Raw genomic sequence first — 16,659 nt, 5'->3', positions numbered from 1 at the left:
GCTTTATTCGTTAGAACTCCTTAGATCGCGGTGTAGCCGCCATCAACCAGGTGGTACGAGCCGGTGATGAACGATGCTTGGTCGCTCAGTAGGAAGAGCACCAAGTTGGCGACTTCCTCAGAGGTCCCCAGACGGTGCAGGGTGTGCTTTTCTGCCAAGACGGTCATGGTCGCATCATCCAGTGACTTTTCGAGCAACGGCGTGCGAATGTACCCCGGACCAACAGCGTTGATACGCAGGTTCTGCGGACCGTACTCGGCAGCAGCATTCTTGGTTAGACCAACCAGACCGTGTTTGGCTGCGGTGTACGCGGCGTTGTTCGGAGCAGCAACCGACCCGTGAATCGAGGAAATGTTCACGATCGCGCTTTTGTCAGCGCCGGCCTCCAGCATCGCTGGGATCTGGTACCGCATACCGTAGAGCACGCCGTTGAGGTTAATGCTGATCACGCGATCCCAATCGTCGAGATCAAGTTCGCCTACCGGTGCAGCCTTGCCACCAATGCCTGCGTTGTTGACGGCCAGGTGCAGGCCACCATAGGTCTCAACTGCGTGGTCAACAGCCGCTTTATTATCTTCCTTCGACGCTGTATCAGCCTTGAACGCTGAAGCATTGGCACCGGCTTGTTCAATCTCGGAGGCCACGCGTTTGGCCGCATCAAGGTCAATATCGGAGACGACGACGTTGGCGCCTGCTGCCGCGAGCTGTTTCGCTACGGCTTCACCAATGCCCGAGCCTGCGCCGGTGACGAGTGCTGTTCGATCTGAAAACTGCGCCATGGGTACTCATTTCCTTCGGTGTTATCCGTCTAACGGGCTAGTCGCGACCTTTATACCACGAGCCACGCACCCGACGAATGCGACCGAACGCGATGATCGTGGAAATCACTGCCAATCCAGCAAAGACCAGCAGCGTGGTGCTGTAGGGCATGACCGGCAGCAGTGCGGCGATCACGGTGGGGAACAGAAACCCCACATAGGTGAGAGCGTAGAAGATCCCGGTCAGGCCGGCAAGATCACGTGGCGGAGCAATTTGCTGGACGCGAGTTAACCCGGTGACTAGCACCGTACCGTACCCCAGGCCGAGCACGGCGGCTGCAATGATGCCGATGACTGGCCCTGAATACAGTGCTGCCAGCGACGCGGTGCCTAACCCGATGACGACGAGCGCTAAACCCAGCGGCAGGCCGCGCCCGTCGAGTCTGCGGTCGAGTTTCTGAGCAAACGGTTGAACGAAGGCACCGATGCCCAATGTGAGTACCGCCAGGGTGGTGGCATAAAGCGTCGTGAGATCCCCGGTCGCATCGGACATAATCTGTGGCAATAAACCATAGGCGACACCCCCGGCACCGAACACCCACGGAGCCGCAGTTGCGACCTTGATCAGGAAATCTGGGTGACCGGCGCTGGGTGTGCGCAATTGGCCCACCCAGGAAGCCTGGGGTGGCAGTTGCGGTGCTTTCGGGCCAACTGTTTCGGGTGCAAGCGCCGTCGGGATGATAGTCAGTACCAAGAGCGTGACCGTGAAGATAAATGGTATGACGGTGGGATTCGGCGCCCACTGTGCGAGGATACCGGTGACCGCGGCCCCCACGCCGAAGCCCAGTGTCATGGTCAGTGACGGCCGCCGAGCGCCGGCGCCAACGGTGGCGTTGGGATCCCAGGCGGGGGAGGAAAGCTCTTTGATCCAGGAAGTTCCCACGGACATGCCGATGCCCACGGCAAGACCGGCAAAGAACCGGCCGGTGTAGAGCATCGACAGTGAGATTGGCCCCAGGAGAATGAGCATGTTGCCTACCGCCGAGGAGATCAGCCCGGCCAGTGTGATCGGTTTCCGCCCGTACACATCTGACAAGGCCGCGGCGGCCAGCAGACCGGGGATCAGCCCGAAGACATAGGTGCCCAGCAGCATGTTGGTCTGCCACGGGATCAGGTCGGCGACTTCGCCGTAGAGCGGCAGCAGCGGCGTGAAGTGGTTCCCACCCCAAGCCATGAAGAATAAGGACGGTACGGCCAACAGCCACGGGGTGATATTGCGCATCGAAGTCCTTCCGGTGAGGCTCTTGCCAAGTGTAGCTATAACCCGGTGGCTTCGAAGTTAGTGTGGCAACATTTAGCCAATGAAATTTACTAATATCACGTAGGTCACGGTGCCGAGCCCGATTGAGACGAGCGTCCGTCGTCCTAAGAGTAAGTGCGAGGCGATGGTGACGGCGACGGCGACGAGTAATTTCCATAAGTCAGTGGCGGGGTCGGTCGCGGTGGAGTAGAAAATCACCATGGCCAAGAGACCAAGAATCCCGGCGGGCATCCATAAAGCCATGATGTTGACGAACTTCGAGCCGCGCAGGTTAGCAAGGATCGCAAACGGCAGGGCGCGCAGCGTGAATGTCACGGTGAACATGATCGCGACGGCGGCGATGATGTACCACGTGGCGGGTGGGGCCGGGGTGTTAGTTGCCAGCAGGATCATAGAGCCCGCCCTTTCGTTTTGCGGTGAAATACCGGATGGTCAGTAGCGCCATGAAGATGATCATGCCAGCGAAGATGATCTGCTCAGGTGCGATGAGTGCGGCTGCAAATACCGCGATGACTGCGATAATCAGGGAGGGGAGCTGTTCGCGCGTGCGCACGGCATCGAGCGTGAGCGTAATGAACAGGGCAAGCAGGGCAAAATCCAAACCTTCGATGGTGCCGGGGATGGTCCAGGCGACGAGCACCCCGACGATGCCACCGCCGACCCAGTAGACCTGCATGGAGATTTGCATGGCTAGCAATCGCGGTGCGGTCCAGCCGGTCGGGTTTGCGGCCGTGACGGCGTAGGCTTCGTCGATCAGCGCGTGCATTGAGTAAAACTTCGCGATCGGATTTTTCACCACGTGCAGCGGAAAAGAAAACGCGTAGAACACGTGGCGGAAGTTGACGAAAAACGTGGTGACAGCGATCGTGAGCAGTCCGGTGCCGGTCATCAGCAGGTCGATCATCAAAAATTCAAGCGACCCGGCATATCCGAACGTCGACAAGGCAGGGACGCCCCAGCCGGGTAGGCCCGATTGGACAGCCAATAGTCCCAGGGCGACACCCATCGGAAAGAGCCCGAGCCCGGGGCCGAGACCAAGTTTCAGCCCGGTACGGATCTCTCGGCGGTAATCCAGCGGTGATGTGTGGGCCAGCGACTCCTTGTGCATAGCTTCATAATCCCAGCAAGTTTGTGCGCGCGAGGTTGTATTTCGCAACGTCGAAGATCCGCTGTCAAAGTTAAGCTAATCTTTGGCCTAGGTCAAAATTATGGCCTAGGCCAAAGACGAAAGGATGCTATGAGCTCGCAAGCCACCGTAAAGACAGGACTGACCGATCAATTCCGTGGGGGAGTGATCATGGACGTGGTCACCCCAGAACAAGCCCGGATCGCCGAGGAAGCCGGCGCGATTGCCGTCATGGCGCTGGAACGAGTGCCCGCTGACATCCGCGCGGAAGGCGGCATCGCTCGCACCTCAGCCCCAGAGTTGATCGAATCTATTATCGAAGCCGTCGACATTCCCGTCATGGCCAAGGTCCGTATCGGACACTTCGTCGAAGCGCAGATTCTCGAAGTCCTAGGTGTCGACTTCATTGATGAATCTGAGGTGCTCTCCCCGGCGGACTACGTGCACCACGTCAATAAGTGGGACTTCGAAACCCCCTTTGTTTGTGGCGCAACACACCTGGGCGAGGCGCTGCGTCGCATCACCGAAGGTGCGGCAATGATCCGGTCCAAGGGTGAGGCCGGCACCGGTGACGTCTCGGAAGCTATGAAACACATTCGCACCCTGAACGCAGAGATCGCGGCGCTGACGTCCCTGGACGAAAACGAACTGTTTGTGGCTGCTAAAGAGTTGCAGGCGCCCTATGAGCTGGTGAAGCAGATTGCTAAAGACGGTAAACTACCTGTTGGGCTGTTTACCGCCGGTGGGATCGCAACCCCAGCCGATGCGGCCATGATGATGCAAATGGGTGCTGATGGCGTATTCGTTGGCTCTGGTATTTTCCACTCCGACAACCCCACTGCGCGCGCCAAGGCCATCGTGAGCGCCGTCCAGAATTACAACGACCCCAAAGCAATCGCCGACGCCTCTCGCGGCATTGGTGATGCGATGGTGGGTTTGAATGTATCCGAAATTCCGGCACCACACCGTCTGGCAGAACGCGGATGGTAATGCGCCGCTAGCTGCCAAGGAGGAACACGTTGGGAGGTCGCACCCGCGGGATATCAATAACCGGTGTGGTCTTGGTGATGGCTGCGACCTTCGCGCTGCCGCTTGGAGCGGCCGTCGCCACCCAACTGTTTCCCATCGGCGGAGCCTGGGGCGTCACCGCGGTACGCCTCATCCTCGCCTCCGTTTTTCTCATGCTGCTGGCCCGCCCAACCCCGTGGCGCTGGACGAAAACCGCCTGGCGCGACGTCGTACTTTTTGGCATTACCCTTGCCGGACTCAACGGGTTCTTCTATGCCGCAGTCGAGCGCATCCCGCTCGGTGTGGCCGTTGCCATTGAGTTCGTTGGCCCCTTAGCGCTGGCGGTGTTCTTATCTACAAATCGGCGCGACCTCATCTGGATCGGCCTGGCGGGACTCGGGCTGGTGGTATTAGGGGTCGAATCTCTTGCAGCAGACGTGACCTTTGATCTGCTGGGCATCCTGTTTGCCGCCTTGTCCGGGGTGTCCTGGGCGTTTTATATTCTGTTCAGCGCCAGGGTAGGGCGACAGCTCGCTGGCCTTGAGGGGCTGCCAGTGGCAACCATCGTTGCCGCCCTCGTGCTGCTACCCGTCGGGTTTAGTGGCATGGTCGATTTGGCCCTCACTCCCGAGATTTACTGGCTAGCACTGGCAATGGCTGTGCTGTCCACCGTCATTCCGGTCTCCTTTGAGATGGCAGCACTACGCCGCCTACCACGAAATGCGTTTTCTATTCTGCTCAGTCTCGAGCCGGTGTTTGCGGCACTGATCGGGTGGGTGCTCCTTGAGCAGACCTTCGGGGTACTGCGCAGCGTGGCAATCTTCCTCATCATCGGCGCAACCATCGGCATGACGGTCAGTGCAGCCCGCTTGAGCCGCGAAGTAGTGGACCAGCATGAAGTGCGAGCCCGCGACGAACGGGAAAGCGGGCCGGGGTAAGGAATACCCCGGTCAGTCCCGAGTTCTTCTCGATGTTGCTCTCAAACATTGTTTTGTTCAACGAAATTCTATGAGGAGCTCTTTCCCGGTGGCTTGCGGTGGATTTTAGTGGAGTTTCTCAAAAGGTACCCAGGAATCGCGCATCCGCACACGGTGACATGCGTCACAGCGTGTTGCCATGTCAGCTGTCGGGTTGCGACAAAATAAATGCCTGAAACGACCCGCTTTGATCACAGAATGATCACAGTCCGGTCAAGAATGTGTAGCACAACTTTTGGTTGTACCACCGGGTAACCGCCAGGATCGGCATGCCCATGCGCTTATGTGAAAATTTAAGGATTTCAAGTAAGTTGCGCAAACCTAACCTCAACTTTTCCCGCATTCACTGGGCGTCTAAGCTAGCCGATATGCACAATTTCCGCTCTGTTTTTCGAGTGCAAAAAACAGCGCTCATCGCGGCTGCGGCCGGATGTCTCGCGCTGAGTTTTGCGTCTCCGATTCAGGCTGCGGTAGCCGATGAGGCCGGCACGGCACCGGACCTAGGATATTGTCCGCGACCTGAAGCAGATGTGACCGCCGATGGTGCACGCGAGATGATCGGTGAAGAGCCTGCTGCCGAAGAAGCCGGCGGCGAGGTCCTGCCGGCCGATGCCGTGCCCGTTCTGGAGAGCCCACAGCCCGACTCGCTGCGCGTCGCGACCTATAACGCGGCTCTGACGCGTGATTCCGCCGGAGATCTCCTGGAGGACCTGTCAGCCCCCGGCGCCGAAGACGCCACCGAGGTAGCGCGCATCATCCAAACCGTCCGCCCCGACGTCTTAGTGCTGACCGGTATTGATGCTGACGCCGGCGAGAATATCGCAAAAGCTTTCAACACCAACTACCTCGCCGTGGGCAGTGAAGAATTTGCCGGCATCACCTACCCTTATCTCTACGCCAATCAGACCAACGCCGGCGTGGACTCAGGCGCCGACCTAGATCGTGACGGCACGATTGGTGGACCCGGTGATGCCTTAGGCTACGGCGAGTTCCCCGGTCAGTCATCCATGATCGTGTACTCGATGTACCCGCTGGATGCTGACAAGATTCGAGATTTTTCGTCCATGCCCTGGGAGAGCATGCCCGATAACAGCATTCCGAAAAACCTCACCGACCTGGAACGCAATATTTTGCCACTATCATCTGTAGCGCACTGGGATATCCCCGTGGCAGTCGAGGGCGAAACGTTGCATGTGCTTGCTTCAGCAGCCGCAGATGTCTCCACCTCCCCGCACGGACAGGCTCGCAACAACGATCAAATTCGGTTCTGGCAAGACTATCTTGAGTCAGACACCGAGTACATTTTGGATCACCGGGGCGACCGTGGCCCGCTAGAGGACGACGCCGCCTTCGTCATTGCCGGCTCACTCAAAGCCGACCCGGAAGACAACGGCCCAAGTACATCAGACACCATCGCAGAGCTGCTAAAGTCCGACGCTCTTATCGATCCTCAGCAAGAACACACCCTGCCGCCCAATGTTCTGGGTCGCGGCGTGCTACCAAATAATCCCGACGCCGAACACCACACCGCACCCGATCCAGATAACGCCGGCCAGACGTACCGCGCCGACTATGTGCTGCCGGGTGCCGACCTCACGGTGACGGACGCTGGAGTGTTCGAAACCGGTAACGAGCGCACTGATGTGTATCGCAGCACCTTCGGTATGCAATCACCCGAGAATACTCACCACATGGTTTGGGCAGACATCGCCATCGGCGAGTAACCTGACACTGTGGAAGTTATAGTCACAGTCCTTGCCGCCCTGTTGATGCTCGTCGCCCTGGGCGGTCTCATCTTTCCCGTCCTGCCCGGCTCACCGATCGCTATCATCACCATGATCGCCTGGGCCTGGAGGATCGGATCCACCGCCTCCTGGGCTACCGGCGTCATCGCAGCCGCCCTAGCACTTGTCGGTTGGAGCGCCTCCCTGGTCCTGACGGGCCGGACCATGCGACGCGAACGCATCCCAAATACACCGATAATCATCGCGACCGCTTCGGCCATCGTCGGGCTGTTTCTCATCCCCTTCTTCGGGATCTTCATCGGCTTTGCCCTCGGCTTGTTTGGCGCCGAATACTACCGACGCCGCGACCCCGTGGCTGCTTTTCGCTCCTCGCTTGAAGCCCTCAAAGCCATGGGGATCGGCATGCTCGTTGAGCTCGGCTGCATCATCATGGCCATCGCCATCTTCGGTGTGGGCGTTCTCATCCACTTTCTCACCAGCGCTTGACTAGAGTAAGGGCATGTACGCTGAAACGCTTGCCACCGGTCACCGAGCAATCTGGTCCCTTCCCGAACACCTTCGCACCACCAACCTGGTGCTGATCTTCCACGACGCCGGCTCCACCCCCGAAACGGTCGCCGAACACTACTTCTCACACCTACCGCCCGGCACCACGGGACTCGCCTTGCAGGCCGGGTTCAATGCCGCTTTCGGCCACCAATGGTTCACCAGTCAAGACCATCAGTACCAAAACTTCCCAGAGATCCTCTCCGCTGCTCACCGTGTGTTCGACGCCATCGACGACGACGAATACGGCACCACCTCCTATGACAGCATCCAAGCGATTGGCGTCGGCCAAGGAGCCGCCTTGGCCACTACCCTGCTGCGAGTGCGGCCGGAAGCACTGAGCGGCGTGGTTGGACTCAACGGGTACGTGATCGATAACCCGATGCTGGCCGCGCTGGAAGGACAGGAGGAAAACGCCGAGTCAAAGCGTGTTTTGTGGATCACTTTCGGGGAGGAGTTTGACCATCCCTCCGCGGAATTCGCTACGCAGTGGTTGACAACCCACACCCGTTTCGTTGAAGCTAAAACCACCTCGGCCATCACACCGTTTCTTACTCAGAATGTGAGCTGATCTTGCCGAAAGATAACGAAATCCAAAAATCAAAAAAGACCAAAGCCAAAGGCGCTCGACGCGACAAAACCGCCCGGGAGGCCCAGAAGATGTTGGGCAAAGCCGTTGATTCGAAAGGTCGGCCAACGCCGGCGTTTCGACGTGCGGTCCTGGGCGCTATGAATGTACAGCGTCCGCTGGTCATCGCAGAATTGCGTCGGATGAGCAAGAAGTACCCCGACGACAGCCCCGGTGAACTCGCTGAGCGTTTATCGCGCCGCTACATCGCCTCGCTGACCACCACCGGTGCGGCCGCCGGTGGGGTAGGAGCCGTTCCGGGCATTGGGACTGCCGCAAGTCTTGGCGCATCATTCGGTGCCACCCTTGGCTTTCTCGAATTAACCGGTCTCTACGCACAGGCGATTGCGGAACTTGCCGGGATGAACACGAAGAATTCAAAAGACTCCCAAGCCCTGGTCATGACGATCCTGTTGGGCGAAGAAGGCCGTGAGCTACTCAAACAAGCAGCAGACTCTCAGCCTGGAACACGTTTTGGGACATTGGGGCCGACCGCGTGGATTGCCTCCGGGATCACCGGGATCACCGAACGCGCCTTCAACTCGCTGGCGAACCGGTTTATGAAAACACTGCTCCGCGGTGAAGCCTTACGCTTCTTTGGACGCGCCGTGCCGTTTGGCATCGGCGCTGGCATTGGTGGTTTCGCCAACCGTGCTCTTGCCCGCAAGGTAGTGGAACAGACGCAAGAAACGTTCGGGCAACTGCCGCAGTGGCACCAGATCCCCGACCTCTCCGCCGAACTCAGCGCCAAACGAGAGCGCAAGCCACGAGAGATCAAAGGCGGTCAAGACCGCCCGGCAATCGAAGCGGCACGATCCGAAGAAGCCAAGGCTTCGGATAGCTAAGCGCGAGAATCAGGCCGACAGCACTCGCCTAGGAGACAAGCACAAGAGCGAACTCCAGAGACCTTGAGCTGGATCGCTATACCGTGACGTCTTCGGGGTCGATGTCGTCGCGAAGTCCACGCCACACCGGATGGCGTAGGCGTCCGGCCTCGGTGATGCCTCCGAATTCCACATCGCCCACGAGCTTGGGGGTCACCCAGTTGGCATCTTTACGCTGCTCAGCGGGGACGTCCGCCGGGGGTGTTTTCCGGGCAATACCATCCAGCTTTTCGCGCAGCATCTCGAGCTGATCCTGGTCGAATCCGGTGCCGACCCGACCCATGTACACCAAACCTTCTGGACCGTGGGCGGCAACTAACAGCGAACCGAGCGTACCTGCCCGACCGCCATTGCCGGTTCGCCACCCAATGATCAGCACTTCACGTGTCGTAGCGTGTTTGAGTTTCAACCATGTCTTCGTACGTTTCCCAGGAAGGTAGACGCTGGATTTCTTTTTCGCCATGACCCCCTCAAGCTTCAGCTGCTTGCTGGAATTCATCGCGTGCTCAAGAGAACCATCGAAGGCTTCTGGAACATAAATATGCTCACCTTCCGACACGGTCTCAAATAAGCGCTGTCGTCGTTGGTCATAAGAATCGCGCAGCAGTGATTCGCCGTCAACTTCCAATACATCAAAAACCATGAAATACACCGGGGTCTTCGCGCGTTCTTCTTCCACATCCCGAGCCTTTTTCAGACCCATCCGCTGTTGAAGGCGGCCGAATTCGGGGCGCCCTGATGGGCCGAGGGCGACGATTTCACCATCGACGACACAATCGACCTCCACACACTCTGCTAGTTCCGCGAGTTCTGGGTACGTGTTGGTCATATCGATGTCGTTGCGACTGACCAGTGCCACCGACCCGGGAGTAGCGTTAGTGGGCGCACGGACGGTGGCGATGGCACGGATGCCGTCCCATTTCATTTCGAAAGCCCAATCGTGTTCATCCTGCTCAACGGCATTGACCTCACCGATGGTGGCAAGCATCGGTGCATACTCTGCCGGTTCCACAGGCCCATCTGCAGAGACTTCAGCCTCGTCGTCGCGAGTTTTGCGGGTTTTGGTTTTCTTTGACCGGGGTGCAGCGTCGTCGGCAGAGCTTTCCTTCAGGTGGATCATCCAGTTTCTGGCCGGATCCTCATTCGGGCCGTGGCTGCCGGTATTAAACAGTGCGAACTCTTTGGTCCCACCGAGACCGCCATCTGGTTGCCCGTGGAGCACCGCGGTGATTTCTTTGCCGTCGCGCCATTTTTTTAGTTCATAGGTGCCCGAATCCCAGATGGTGACCTCACCGCCACCGTATTCGCCCTTGGGGATGGTGCCTTCGAAACTGGCATATTCCATCGGGTGATCTTCGGTCTGGATGGCGAGATGGTTGCGGTCTGGATCGGTCGGTGGACCTTTGGGCAGTGCCCAGGACACTAAGACGCCTTCGTGTTCCAAACGAAAATCCCAGTGCAGTCGGCGCGCGTGATGTTCTTGGATCACGAAGATGCGTTCGTCGCCGGTGGTGCCGTGACGATCCGGTACCGGTTCGGGCGTTTTCTTTGGGTCACGCATCGACCGGTAGGTGGTTAGCCGATCCTGCGGTGCTTCGTCCGGATCGGCATCAGTTATGGACGCCGCATCTGCGGCTCCGGCGCTCTGCGCTAAGGGTTCCAGCAGGTCGCCAAGATCGTCGAGTCGTTCCAGGACCTCTTCGAAGCGCAGATGTTCAACAGTCGCTGGGTCAGCCAGCTCGTCCCAGGTTCTCGGAGCGGCGACCGTTGGGGTGAATCTGCCGCGCAGTGAATACGGTGCGACCGTGGTTTTGGATGCCGAGTTCTGCGACCAGTCGATGAATACCTTATTCTTGCGTAGCGTTTTCTTCATCTTCGAGACAATCAGCCCGGGATGATCGGCCGCCAGGCTGCGCGCGAGTTCTTTGGCGACATCGGAGACCTGCTGGCTAGTCGCCGAACCATCCAGCGGCGCGTACATGTGCACGCCCTTGGACCCACTAGTCAACGGGTAAGCATCCAGGCCCATCCCGTTGAGCAGCTCGCGCACCATGTGGGCCACCTCGATACAGTCGGCCAGTCCGCGGCCCTCGCCCGGGTCGAGGTCAAACACCATCCGGTCAGGGTACCGGGTATCCGAGGTAATCGTGCCGGGATCGCCCTTCGACAGCACACGCCACTGGGGGATATGAATCTCAAGCGACCCCAGCTGGGCCAGATACATTAGCGTCGCTTGATCTTGGACCAGCGGATAGTGCTTGGTGCCGGTGCTGTGTTCAATCTCGTGGGTGGCAAGCCACGACGGCGCATGCTCCGGCAGATCCTTTTCGAAGAACATTTTGCCGGGTTGCTCAGGGGTACCGACGCCGTCAACCCAGCGCTTGCGGGTGGCAATCCGATCGGCCGCATGCCGAATAAAGATCGACGCGATCCGGGCGTAATAGTCCAAGACTTCACCCTTGGTCGTACCGGTTTCCGGGTAGTAGACTTTCTCGAGATTCGTGAGGGTCAACCGATGGCCATCAATCGAGACTTTCTGTTCATCGCGGGACATGCACAATCCTCCTGTTGCGTGCATGCTACCGGAGCCACCCCGGCTGCGCCTAGACCGCGACGATGGCGATTTCCACCCCTAGCCAGGGCCCGATAGGTAGGTTTTAATGGGGGCCATGAGAGCAATCTGGTCTGGATCCATCGCCTTTGGACTCGTCAACGTGCCCGTGAAGTTGTACTCGGCAACCGAGAGCCACGACGTCGACATGCACCAGGTGCATGACAAAGACGGTGGCCGCATCCGGTATCAGCGCAAATGCGAGGAATGCGGTGAGGTCGTTGAGTACTCAGAAATCGAAAAGGCCTATGACGACGGCGACCACCGCGTGATCATCACCAAGGACGATATCGAGGCGTTGCCCGCCGAGGATGACGACGACATTGAGGTACTGCAATTCGTTCCGTCTGATCAGATCGATTCGATCATGCTGGAGAAATCCTATTTCCTCGAGCCCACGTCTAAGACGCCCAAAGCCTATTTGCTGCTGCGCCAAACCCTGGACGACACCGACCGGACGGCGATCGTCAAAATCACGCTGCGTACCCGTACCCGGCTGGCGATCTTGCGCACGTGCGGCAAAATGCTCATGATCCAAACCCTGCGCTGGGCCGATGAGATCCGCGACGTTGATTTCAAAGGGGTCAACTCCAAGGCCAAAATTGGGAAGAAAGAACTCGAAATGGCCGCCACCCTGGTGGAGTCGTATTCACAGGATTTCGAGCCAGAAGAGTTTGAAGACGACTATCAGGTCGAACTACGCAAGCTGATCGATGCGAAGATCGAAGCCGGCGACGCCCTCGATCTCGAAGAAACCTTCCCCGATGAGGACGAGGATGACGATGCTGGCGGCGAAGTTGTGGACCTGATGGAGGCCCTGCGACAGTCAGTGAGCAAATCACGAGAGTCGAAGAAATCTGGATCCAAGAAGTCGGCCAGCTCGGAGAAGAAGTCCGACTCGAAGCGTTCGACTTCAAAGAAGAAAGCTAGCTGATTCTCACCAACCAACCGGTTACCTGACCAGGACGGGAAAAGGATCACGATGAACAATAACCGTATTACAGACGTGTGGGGTGCGCGCACCCCGTATGCCGCTGGGACAGCTTGGCCCGTTCGGGTCGATACTCACCTGGCTGAAGGATTAACAGAACACGATGTGGATCGATGGGTCCAATCGGCTTCAATTCTGCATTCCAACGGCGACGCTTTAGACATTGCCGTCAAAGATGAACGCATAGTGGGAGTGCGTGGTCGGGCCGTGGACCGAGTCAACCACGGCAGGCTCGATACCAAAGATGTATATGGGTGGCAGGCCAATGAGTCCAAAGACCGGTTGACCACCCCGTTGATTCGTGAAAACGGCACCCTGGTGGAAACTGACTGGGAAACCGCCATGACGCGGATTGTCGATACCACCCGGCGGTTACTTGAGGAACAGGGTCCCAGCGCGGTGGGCTTTCATACGACCGGCCAGTTATTCGCTGAGGAGTACTACACCCTGGCAACCATTGCCCACGGCGGCATCGGTACCAAGCATCTGGATGGCAACACCCGGCTGTGCACGGCCACCGCTGCAGCTGCTCTGAAGGAATCTTTCGCAAGCGACGGTCAACCCGGATCATATACCGATGTTGATCATGCCGATGTGATCGCGCTGTTTGGGCACAATGTTGCCGAAACGCAAAGTGTCTTGTGGATGAGGATGTTGGATCGACTCGCTGGTGATGACCCGCCACAGATCATCTGTGTTGATCCTCGACCCACTCCGGTGGCACGCCATGCCACGGTGCACCTGGCACCGCGCCCGGGCACGAATGTTGCGTTGATGAATGCACTATTGCACGAAATTATCACCAATGGGTGGATCGACCGGGACTACATTGATGCACACGTCATCGGTTTTGATGACCTGGCGAAGGTCGTGAAGGAGTATCCGCCGGAACGCGCCGCAGAAATCTGTGATGTTCCAGTGGGACAGATTCGGGAAGCAGCCCGAATCTTGGGTCACGCACAACGGCTGTTATCGACTGTCTTGCAGGGGTTCTATCAGTCGCATCAGGCCACTGCGGCCGCCGTGCAGGTCAATAACCTCAACTTAGTCCGCGGGATGCTGGGCAAGCCCGGGTGTGGCATATTTCAAATGAATGGCCAGCCCACCGCCCAGAACACTCGCGAATGCGGTGCAGACGGGGATCTCCCCGGCTTCCGGAACTGGAACAACCCCGACCATATCGCAGACCTTGCTCGCGTGTGGAACGTCAACCCGGACGACATCCCGCACTATTCTGCGCCGACGCACCTGATGCAGATGATGCGTTATGTCGAAGAAGGTTCGATCCGCCAGTTGTGGGTGAGCGGGACGAACCCGGCGGTCTCGTTGCCCGAACTGGCTCGGATCCGTGCGCTGTTATCCAAGGACGATCTTCAGTTGATCGTCCAGGATATTTTCTTAACCGAAACCGCACAGCTAGCAGATGTGGTGTTACCAGCCGCGACCTGGGGCGAGAAGACCGGCACCTTCACCAACGTGGATCGCACGGTGCACATCTCAGACAAGGCCGTTGAACCACCAGGTGAGGCCAAACCCGATCTCGAGATCTTCATCGACTATGCTCGACGGCTTGACCTACGAGACAAAGACGGTGGACCGTTAATTTCCTGGTCTGACCCGGAAAGTGCGTTTGAAGCGTGGAAAGCATGCTCTCGGGGTCGCCCATGTGACTACACCGGGATCACCTATGACAAGCTCCGCAGGGGATCGGGGATCCAATGGCCATGTACGGAAGATAACCCCGACGGCACCGAGCGGTTATATCGAGACGGCGCGTTTTTTAGTGACCCTGACTATTGCGAATCCTACGGGCGAGATCTTGAGACCGGCGCTCCCGTGACCGCGACCGAATATCGGGCGATGAACCCGGACGCCAAAGCGATCCTACGCGCTGCCGAGTACATTCCACCCCACGAACTACCGAGCGAGGAATACCCCTTTCAATTGATCACCGGGCGCACGATTTATCATTTCCATACCCGAACCAAGACAGGCCGTGCTCCCGAGCTTAATCATGCGGCCCCGGAAGTATGGGTAGAACTCAGCACAGCCGATGCGAGGTCGGCGGGCATTCAAGATGGTGACCTCACAGAAATTACGACACCGCGCGGGCTGGTCCAGGCGAAGGCCCGGATCACCGATATCCGGTCCGGTGTAATATTTTTGCCATTTCATTATGGGTATTGGGATACCACCGGGAGCGCACCAGATGGCCCGGGTCGGGCAGCCAACGAGCTGACGCTGACAGACTGGGACCCTGCATCGAAACAACCAATATTTAAAACCGCAGCGGCTGCCATCCGACGGGTAAGCTCCGCTGCTGGTACCTCGGTTCCAGCCGGGATGAAGGAGGGATCCAGATGAAGATCGGCCCGGTATTAGTGTCAATACATCGATCCGAAATGAACTTATACCACGACCTGCTGCAGCTATCTGCACGCTATGTGACAGAGCCCGAGGTTCACCACGTCGCGAAGGACCTGGCGCAATGGTCGCGAAATCATATTGCGAAGCTTGCAGAGATTGCGACAGATTATGGGGAAGCATTGCAAGCTGAGACGTCAGATGCCAGAGCATCCAAACACGCTGAACAACACACCCACAGCGAGTCGTTGGGTATCGATAATCCGTCCGGACTTGCGTTGTTATGGGACTTACGCACAATCCACATGACAGCCAGCGGGATCGCCGTGCAGTGGACGATGCTCTCACAAGGCGCCAAGGCTTTGCAGCAATCTGACCTGTTGTCAGTCGTCACGCAGTGCCAACCAGAAACTCAACGGCAACAGACTTGGGCTCAAGCCCAAATTAAGCAGCTTTCCCCGCAAGTGTTGAGTAGCTAACGACTACCGCTTCCGCGGTTGCAAGAGCCTAGACTCCGACGCCTCGCCCCCATGCGTTGGCATTATTGACCATGTGGAAGGTTTCCTGGGCGATGGCCATTTCCTCATCGGTTGGCACCACGGCCACGGCGATTGCTGAGTCTGTAGTGGAGATCAATCGCGAGTCATCGGAGGGTGACTCGTTGAGCGCGGGATCGTATTTGATGCCCAGCACGCCAAGACGATCTAACACTCGGGCCCGGAAGGGTGCCGAATTCTCGCCGATCCCGGCGGTAAACGTGATGGCTTGCGCACCATCGATGGCAACATGATAGCCACCAATATATTTCGCCAACCGATAGGTGGTCACCTCGAGGGCCACTTGAGCTTCGCGCTGCCCAGCCTCAGCAGACTCTAACACTTGGCGCATATCGGCATGACCGGTCATCCCGAGGAGGCCAGACTCGTGGTTGAGCACACGGTCGATCGCTTGAGCAGTAAAGCCGTGCGAGGTGCCTAAATGCGAGATGATTGACGGGTCAACATCGCCCGAGCGAGTTCCCATGACTAACCCGGCTAGGGGAGTATAGCCCATTGACGTATCCACGGATCTGCCGTGTTTGATTGCAGTAGCTGATGCCCCGTTGCCAAGGTGCAGGATGATCCCGGTGAAGTCCTTGCGGGGCACGCCCAGCAGCTCGGCGGTTTTGCCGGTGACCAAATCGTGGCTGGTGCCGTGGAACCCGTAGCGGCGGATGCCATAGTCGGTGTACCACGAGTTTGGTACCGCATACCGCCAGGCCTGCGGTGGCATCGTCTGGTGGAACGAGGTGTCGAAGATGACGACCTGGGGCATCTCGGGCCATTTGGTGCTCAGAGCGCGCAGGCCCTCAGTCGCGGGCGGGTTGTGCAGTGGAGCGAGCGGTGCCAGCCGGTCGATTGCTCGGATGACTTCGGCATCCACTAACGCCGGTGCCTTGAAGCGTTCACCGCCGTGGACCACGCGGTGCCCGGTCGCATCGATCGTGCGCCCGTTGAGCACTTCATCAAGCTCCTTGGCCACAATATCGAGCGCCTCGGTGTGGTTGGCAATTTCGGCACCGGGCACCCCGATGCGTTCAATGAGCCCGGACGCCTGGATAGGCTCGGCGGCGTCGGTGCCGTCGTCGTTGAGTTCCCGCAACTGGTATTTCAGCGAGGAGGAACCCGAGTTGATCACCAGAATGAGCATGATGGCTTCCT

At 58.3% G+C, this 16,659-nt stretch carries 15 protein-coding genes; 9 read left to right on the top strand and 6 right to left on the bottom strand.

The genetic code is table 11. The features are described 5' to 3' along the window. Positions 1-20 precede the first annotated feature (20 nt). The 4 genes from FB556_RS11000 to FB556_RS10985 all read right to left on the bottom strand — a co-directional run bounded on the left by FB556_RS11000 (position 21) and on the right by FB556_RS10985 (position 3,187). A complete protein-coding gene (locus tag FB556_RS11000; protein ID WP_141867585.1) occupies positions 21-779 on the bottom strand; it encodes an SDR family NAD(P)-dependent oxidoreductase in 759 nt (252 codons plus the stop codon). Between the two features lie 37 nt (positions 780-816). Beyond that, entirely contained in the window at positions 817-2,040 is a 1,224-nt protein-coding gene (locus FB556_RS10995) for an MFS transporter (RefSeq protein WP_141867583.1), read from the bottom strand. Positions 2,041-2,112: 72 nt separating this feature from the next. Further along, a complete protein-coding gene (locus tag FB556_RS10990; protein WP_141867581.1) occupies positions 2,113-2,472 on the bottom strand; it encodes a branched-chain amino acid transporter permease in 360 nt (119 codons plus the stop codon). Then, complete coding sequence (locus FB556_RS10985) at positions 2,453-3,187, bottom strand: AzlC family ABC transporter permease (RefSeq protein WP_141867579.1); 735 nt, start codon at positions 3,185-3,187, stop codon at positions 2,453-2,455. Before FB556_RS10985 ends, FB556_RS10990 begins: the two co-directional genes overlap by 20 nt. 129 nt (positions 3,188-3,316) lie before the next feature. Between FB556_RS10985 and pdxS the strand changes: the two genes are divergently transcribed. From pdxS to FB556_RS10955, 6 genes are all read left to right on the top strand, one after another. Next, positions 3,317-4,195 (top strand): pyridoxal 5'-phosphate synthase lyase subunit PdxS, encoded by an 879-nt coding sequence (gene pdxS, locus FB556_RS10980; RefSeq protein ID WP_141867577.1) that lies wholly within the window; start codon positions 3,317-3,319, stop codon positions 4,193-4,195. A gap of 29 nt (positions 4,196-4,224) precedes the next feature. Further along, positions 4,225-5,151 (top strand): EamA family transporter, encoded by a 927-nt coding sequence (locus FB556_RS10975; protein WP_141867575.1) that lies wholly within the window; start codon positions 4,225-4,227, stop codon positions 5,149-5,151. A 407-nt stretch (positions 5,152-5,558) separates the two neighbouring features. Continuing rightward, positions 5,559-6,914, top strand: a complete 1,356-nt coding sequence (locus FB556_RS10970; RefSeq protein WP_141867573.1) for an endonuclease/exonuclease/phosphatase family protein — start codon at positions 5,559-5,561, stop codon at positions 6,912-6,914. A 9-nt stretch (positions 6,915-6,923) separates the two neighbouring features. After that, positions 6,924-7,421 carry a DUF456 domain-containing protein gene (locus FB556_RS10965; RefSeq protein WP_246057401.1) on the top strand — a complete coding sequence of 166 codons (498 nt, stop codon included), beginning with the start codon at positions 6,924-6,926 and terminating at the stop codon, positions 7,419-7,421. 13 nt (positions 7,422-7,434) lie between these two features. After that, on the top strand, positions 7,435-8,052 hold the full coding sequence (locus FB556_RS10960; protein WP_141867571.1) for an alpha/beta hydrolase: 618 nt from the start codon (positions 7,435-7,437) through the stop codon (positions 8,050-8,052). A 2-nt stretch (positions 8,053-8,054) separates the two neighbouring features. Continuing rightward, positions 8,055-8,954, top strand: coding sequence for a hypothetical protein (locus FB556_RS10955; protein ID WP_141867570.1), 900 nt, complete (start codon positions 8,055-8,057; stop codon positions 8,952-8,954). A 76-nt stretch (positions 8,955-9,030) separates the two neighbouring features. Here FB556_RS10955 and FB556_RS10950 read toward each other — a convergent pair whose 3' ends face one another. Further along, positions 9,031-11,547 carry an ATP-dependent DNA ligase gene (locus FB556_RS10950; protein WP_141867569.1) on the bottom strand — a complete coding sequence of 839 codons (2,517 nt, stop codon included), beginning with the start codon at positions 11,545-11,547 and terminating at the stop codon, positions 9,031-9,033. A 115-nt stretch (positions 11,548-11,662) separates the two neighbouring features. On the opposite strand from FB556_RS10950, the gene ku reads away from it, so the two are divergent. Genes ku through FB556_RS10935 form a run of 3 tightly spaced genes read left to right on the top strand, consistent with a single transcriptional unit; the run spans position 11,663 to position 15,438 of the window. Beyond that, on the top strand, positions 11,663-12,538 hold the full coding sequence (gene ku, locus FB556_RS10945; RefSeq protein ID WP_141867568.1) for a non-homologous end joining protein Ku: 876 nt from the start codon (positions 11,663-11,665) through the stop codon (positions 12,536-12,538). Positions 12,539-12,586: 48 nt separating this feature from the next. Continuing rightward, entirely contained in the window at positions 12,587-14,959 is a 2,373-nt protein-coding gene (locus FB556_RS10940) for a molybdopterin oxidoreductase family protein (protein WP_141867566.1), read from the top strand. Beyond that, a complete protein-coding gene (locus FB556_RS10935; RefSeq protein ID WP_141867564.1) occupies positions 14,956-15,438 on the top strand; it encodes a hypothetical protein in 483 nt (160 codons plus the stop codon). Before FB556_RS10940 ends, FB556_RS10935 begins: the two co-directional genes overlap by 4 nt. Positions 15,439-15,466: 28 nt before the next feature. On the opposite strand, the gene FB556_RS10930 is transcribed toward FB556_RS10935, so the two are convergent. Then, positions 15,467-16,648: an acetate/propionate family kinase gene (locus FB556_RS10930; protein WP_141867562.1), complete on the bottom strand. Its 1,182-nt coding sequence runs from the start codon at positions 16,646-16,648 to the stop codon at positions 15,467-15,469. Positions 16,649-16,659: the final 11 nt, after the last annotated feature.

It is taken from the genome of Enteractinococcus coprophilus (assembly GCF_006716305.1).
GTDB classification, from domain to species: domain Bacteria; phylum Actinomycetota; class Actinomycetes; order Actinomycetales; family Micrococcaceae; genus Yaniella; species Yaniella coprophila.
This window is presented reverse-complemented; position numbering and strand designations above follow the sequence as displayed.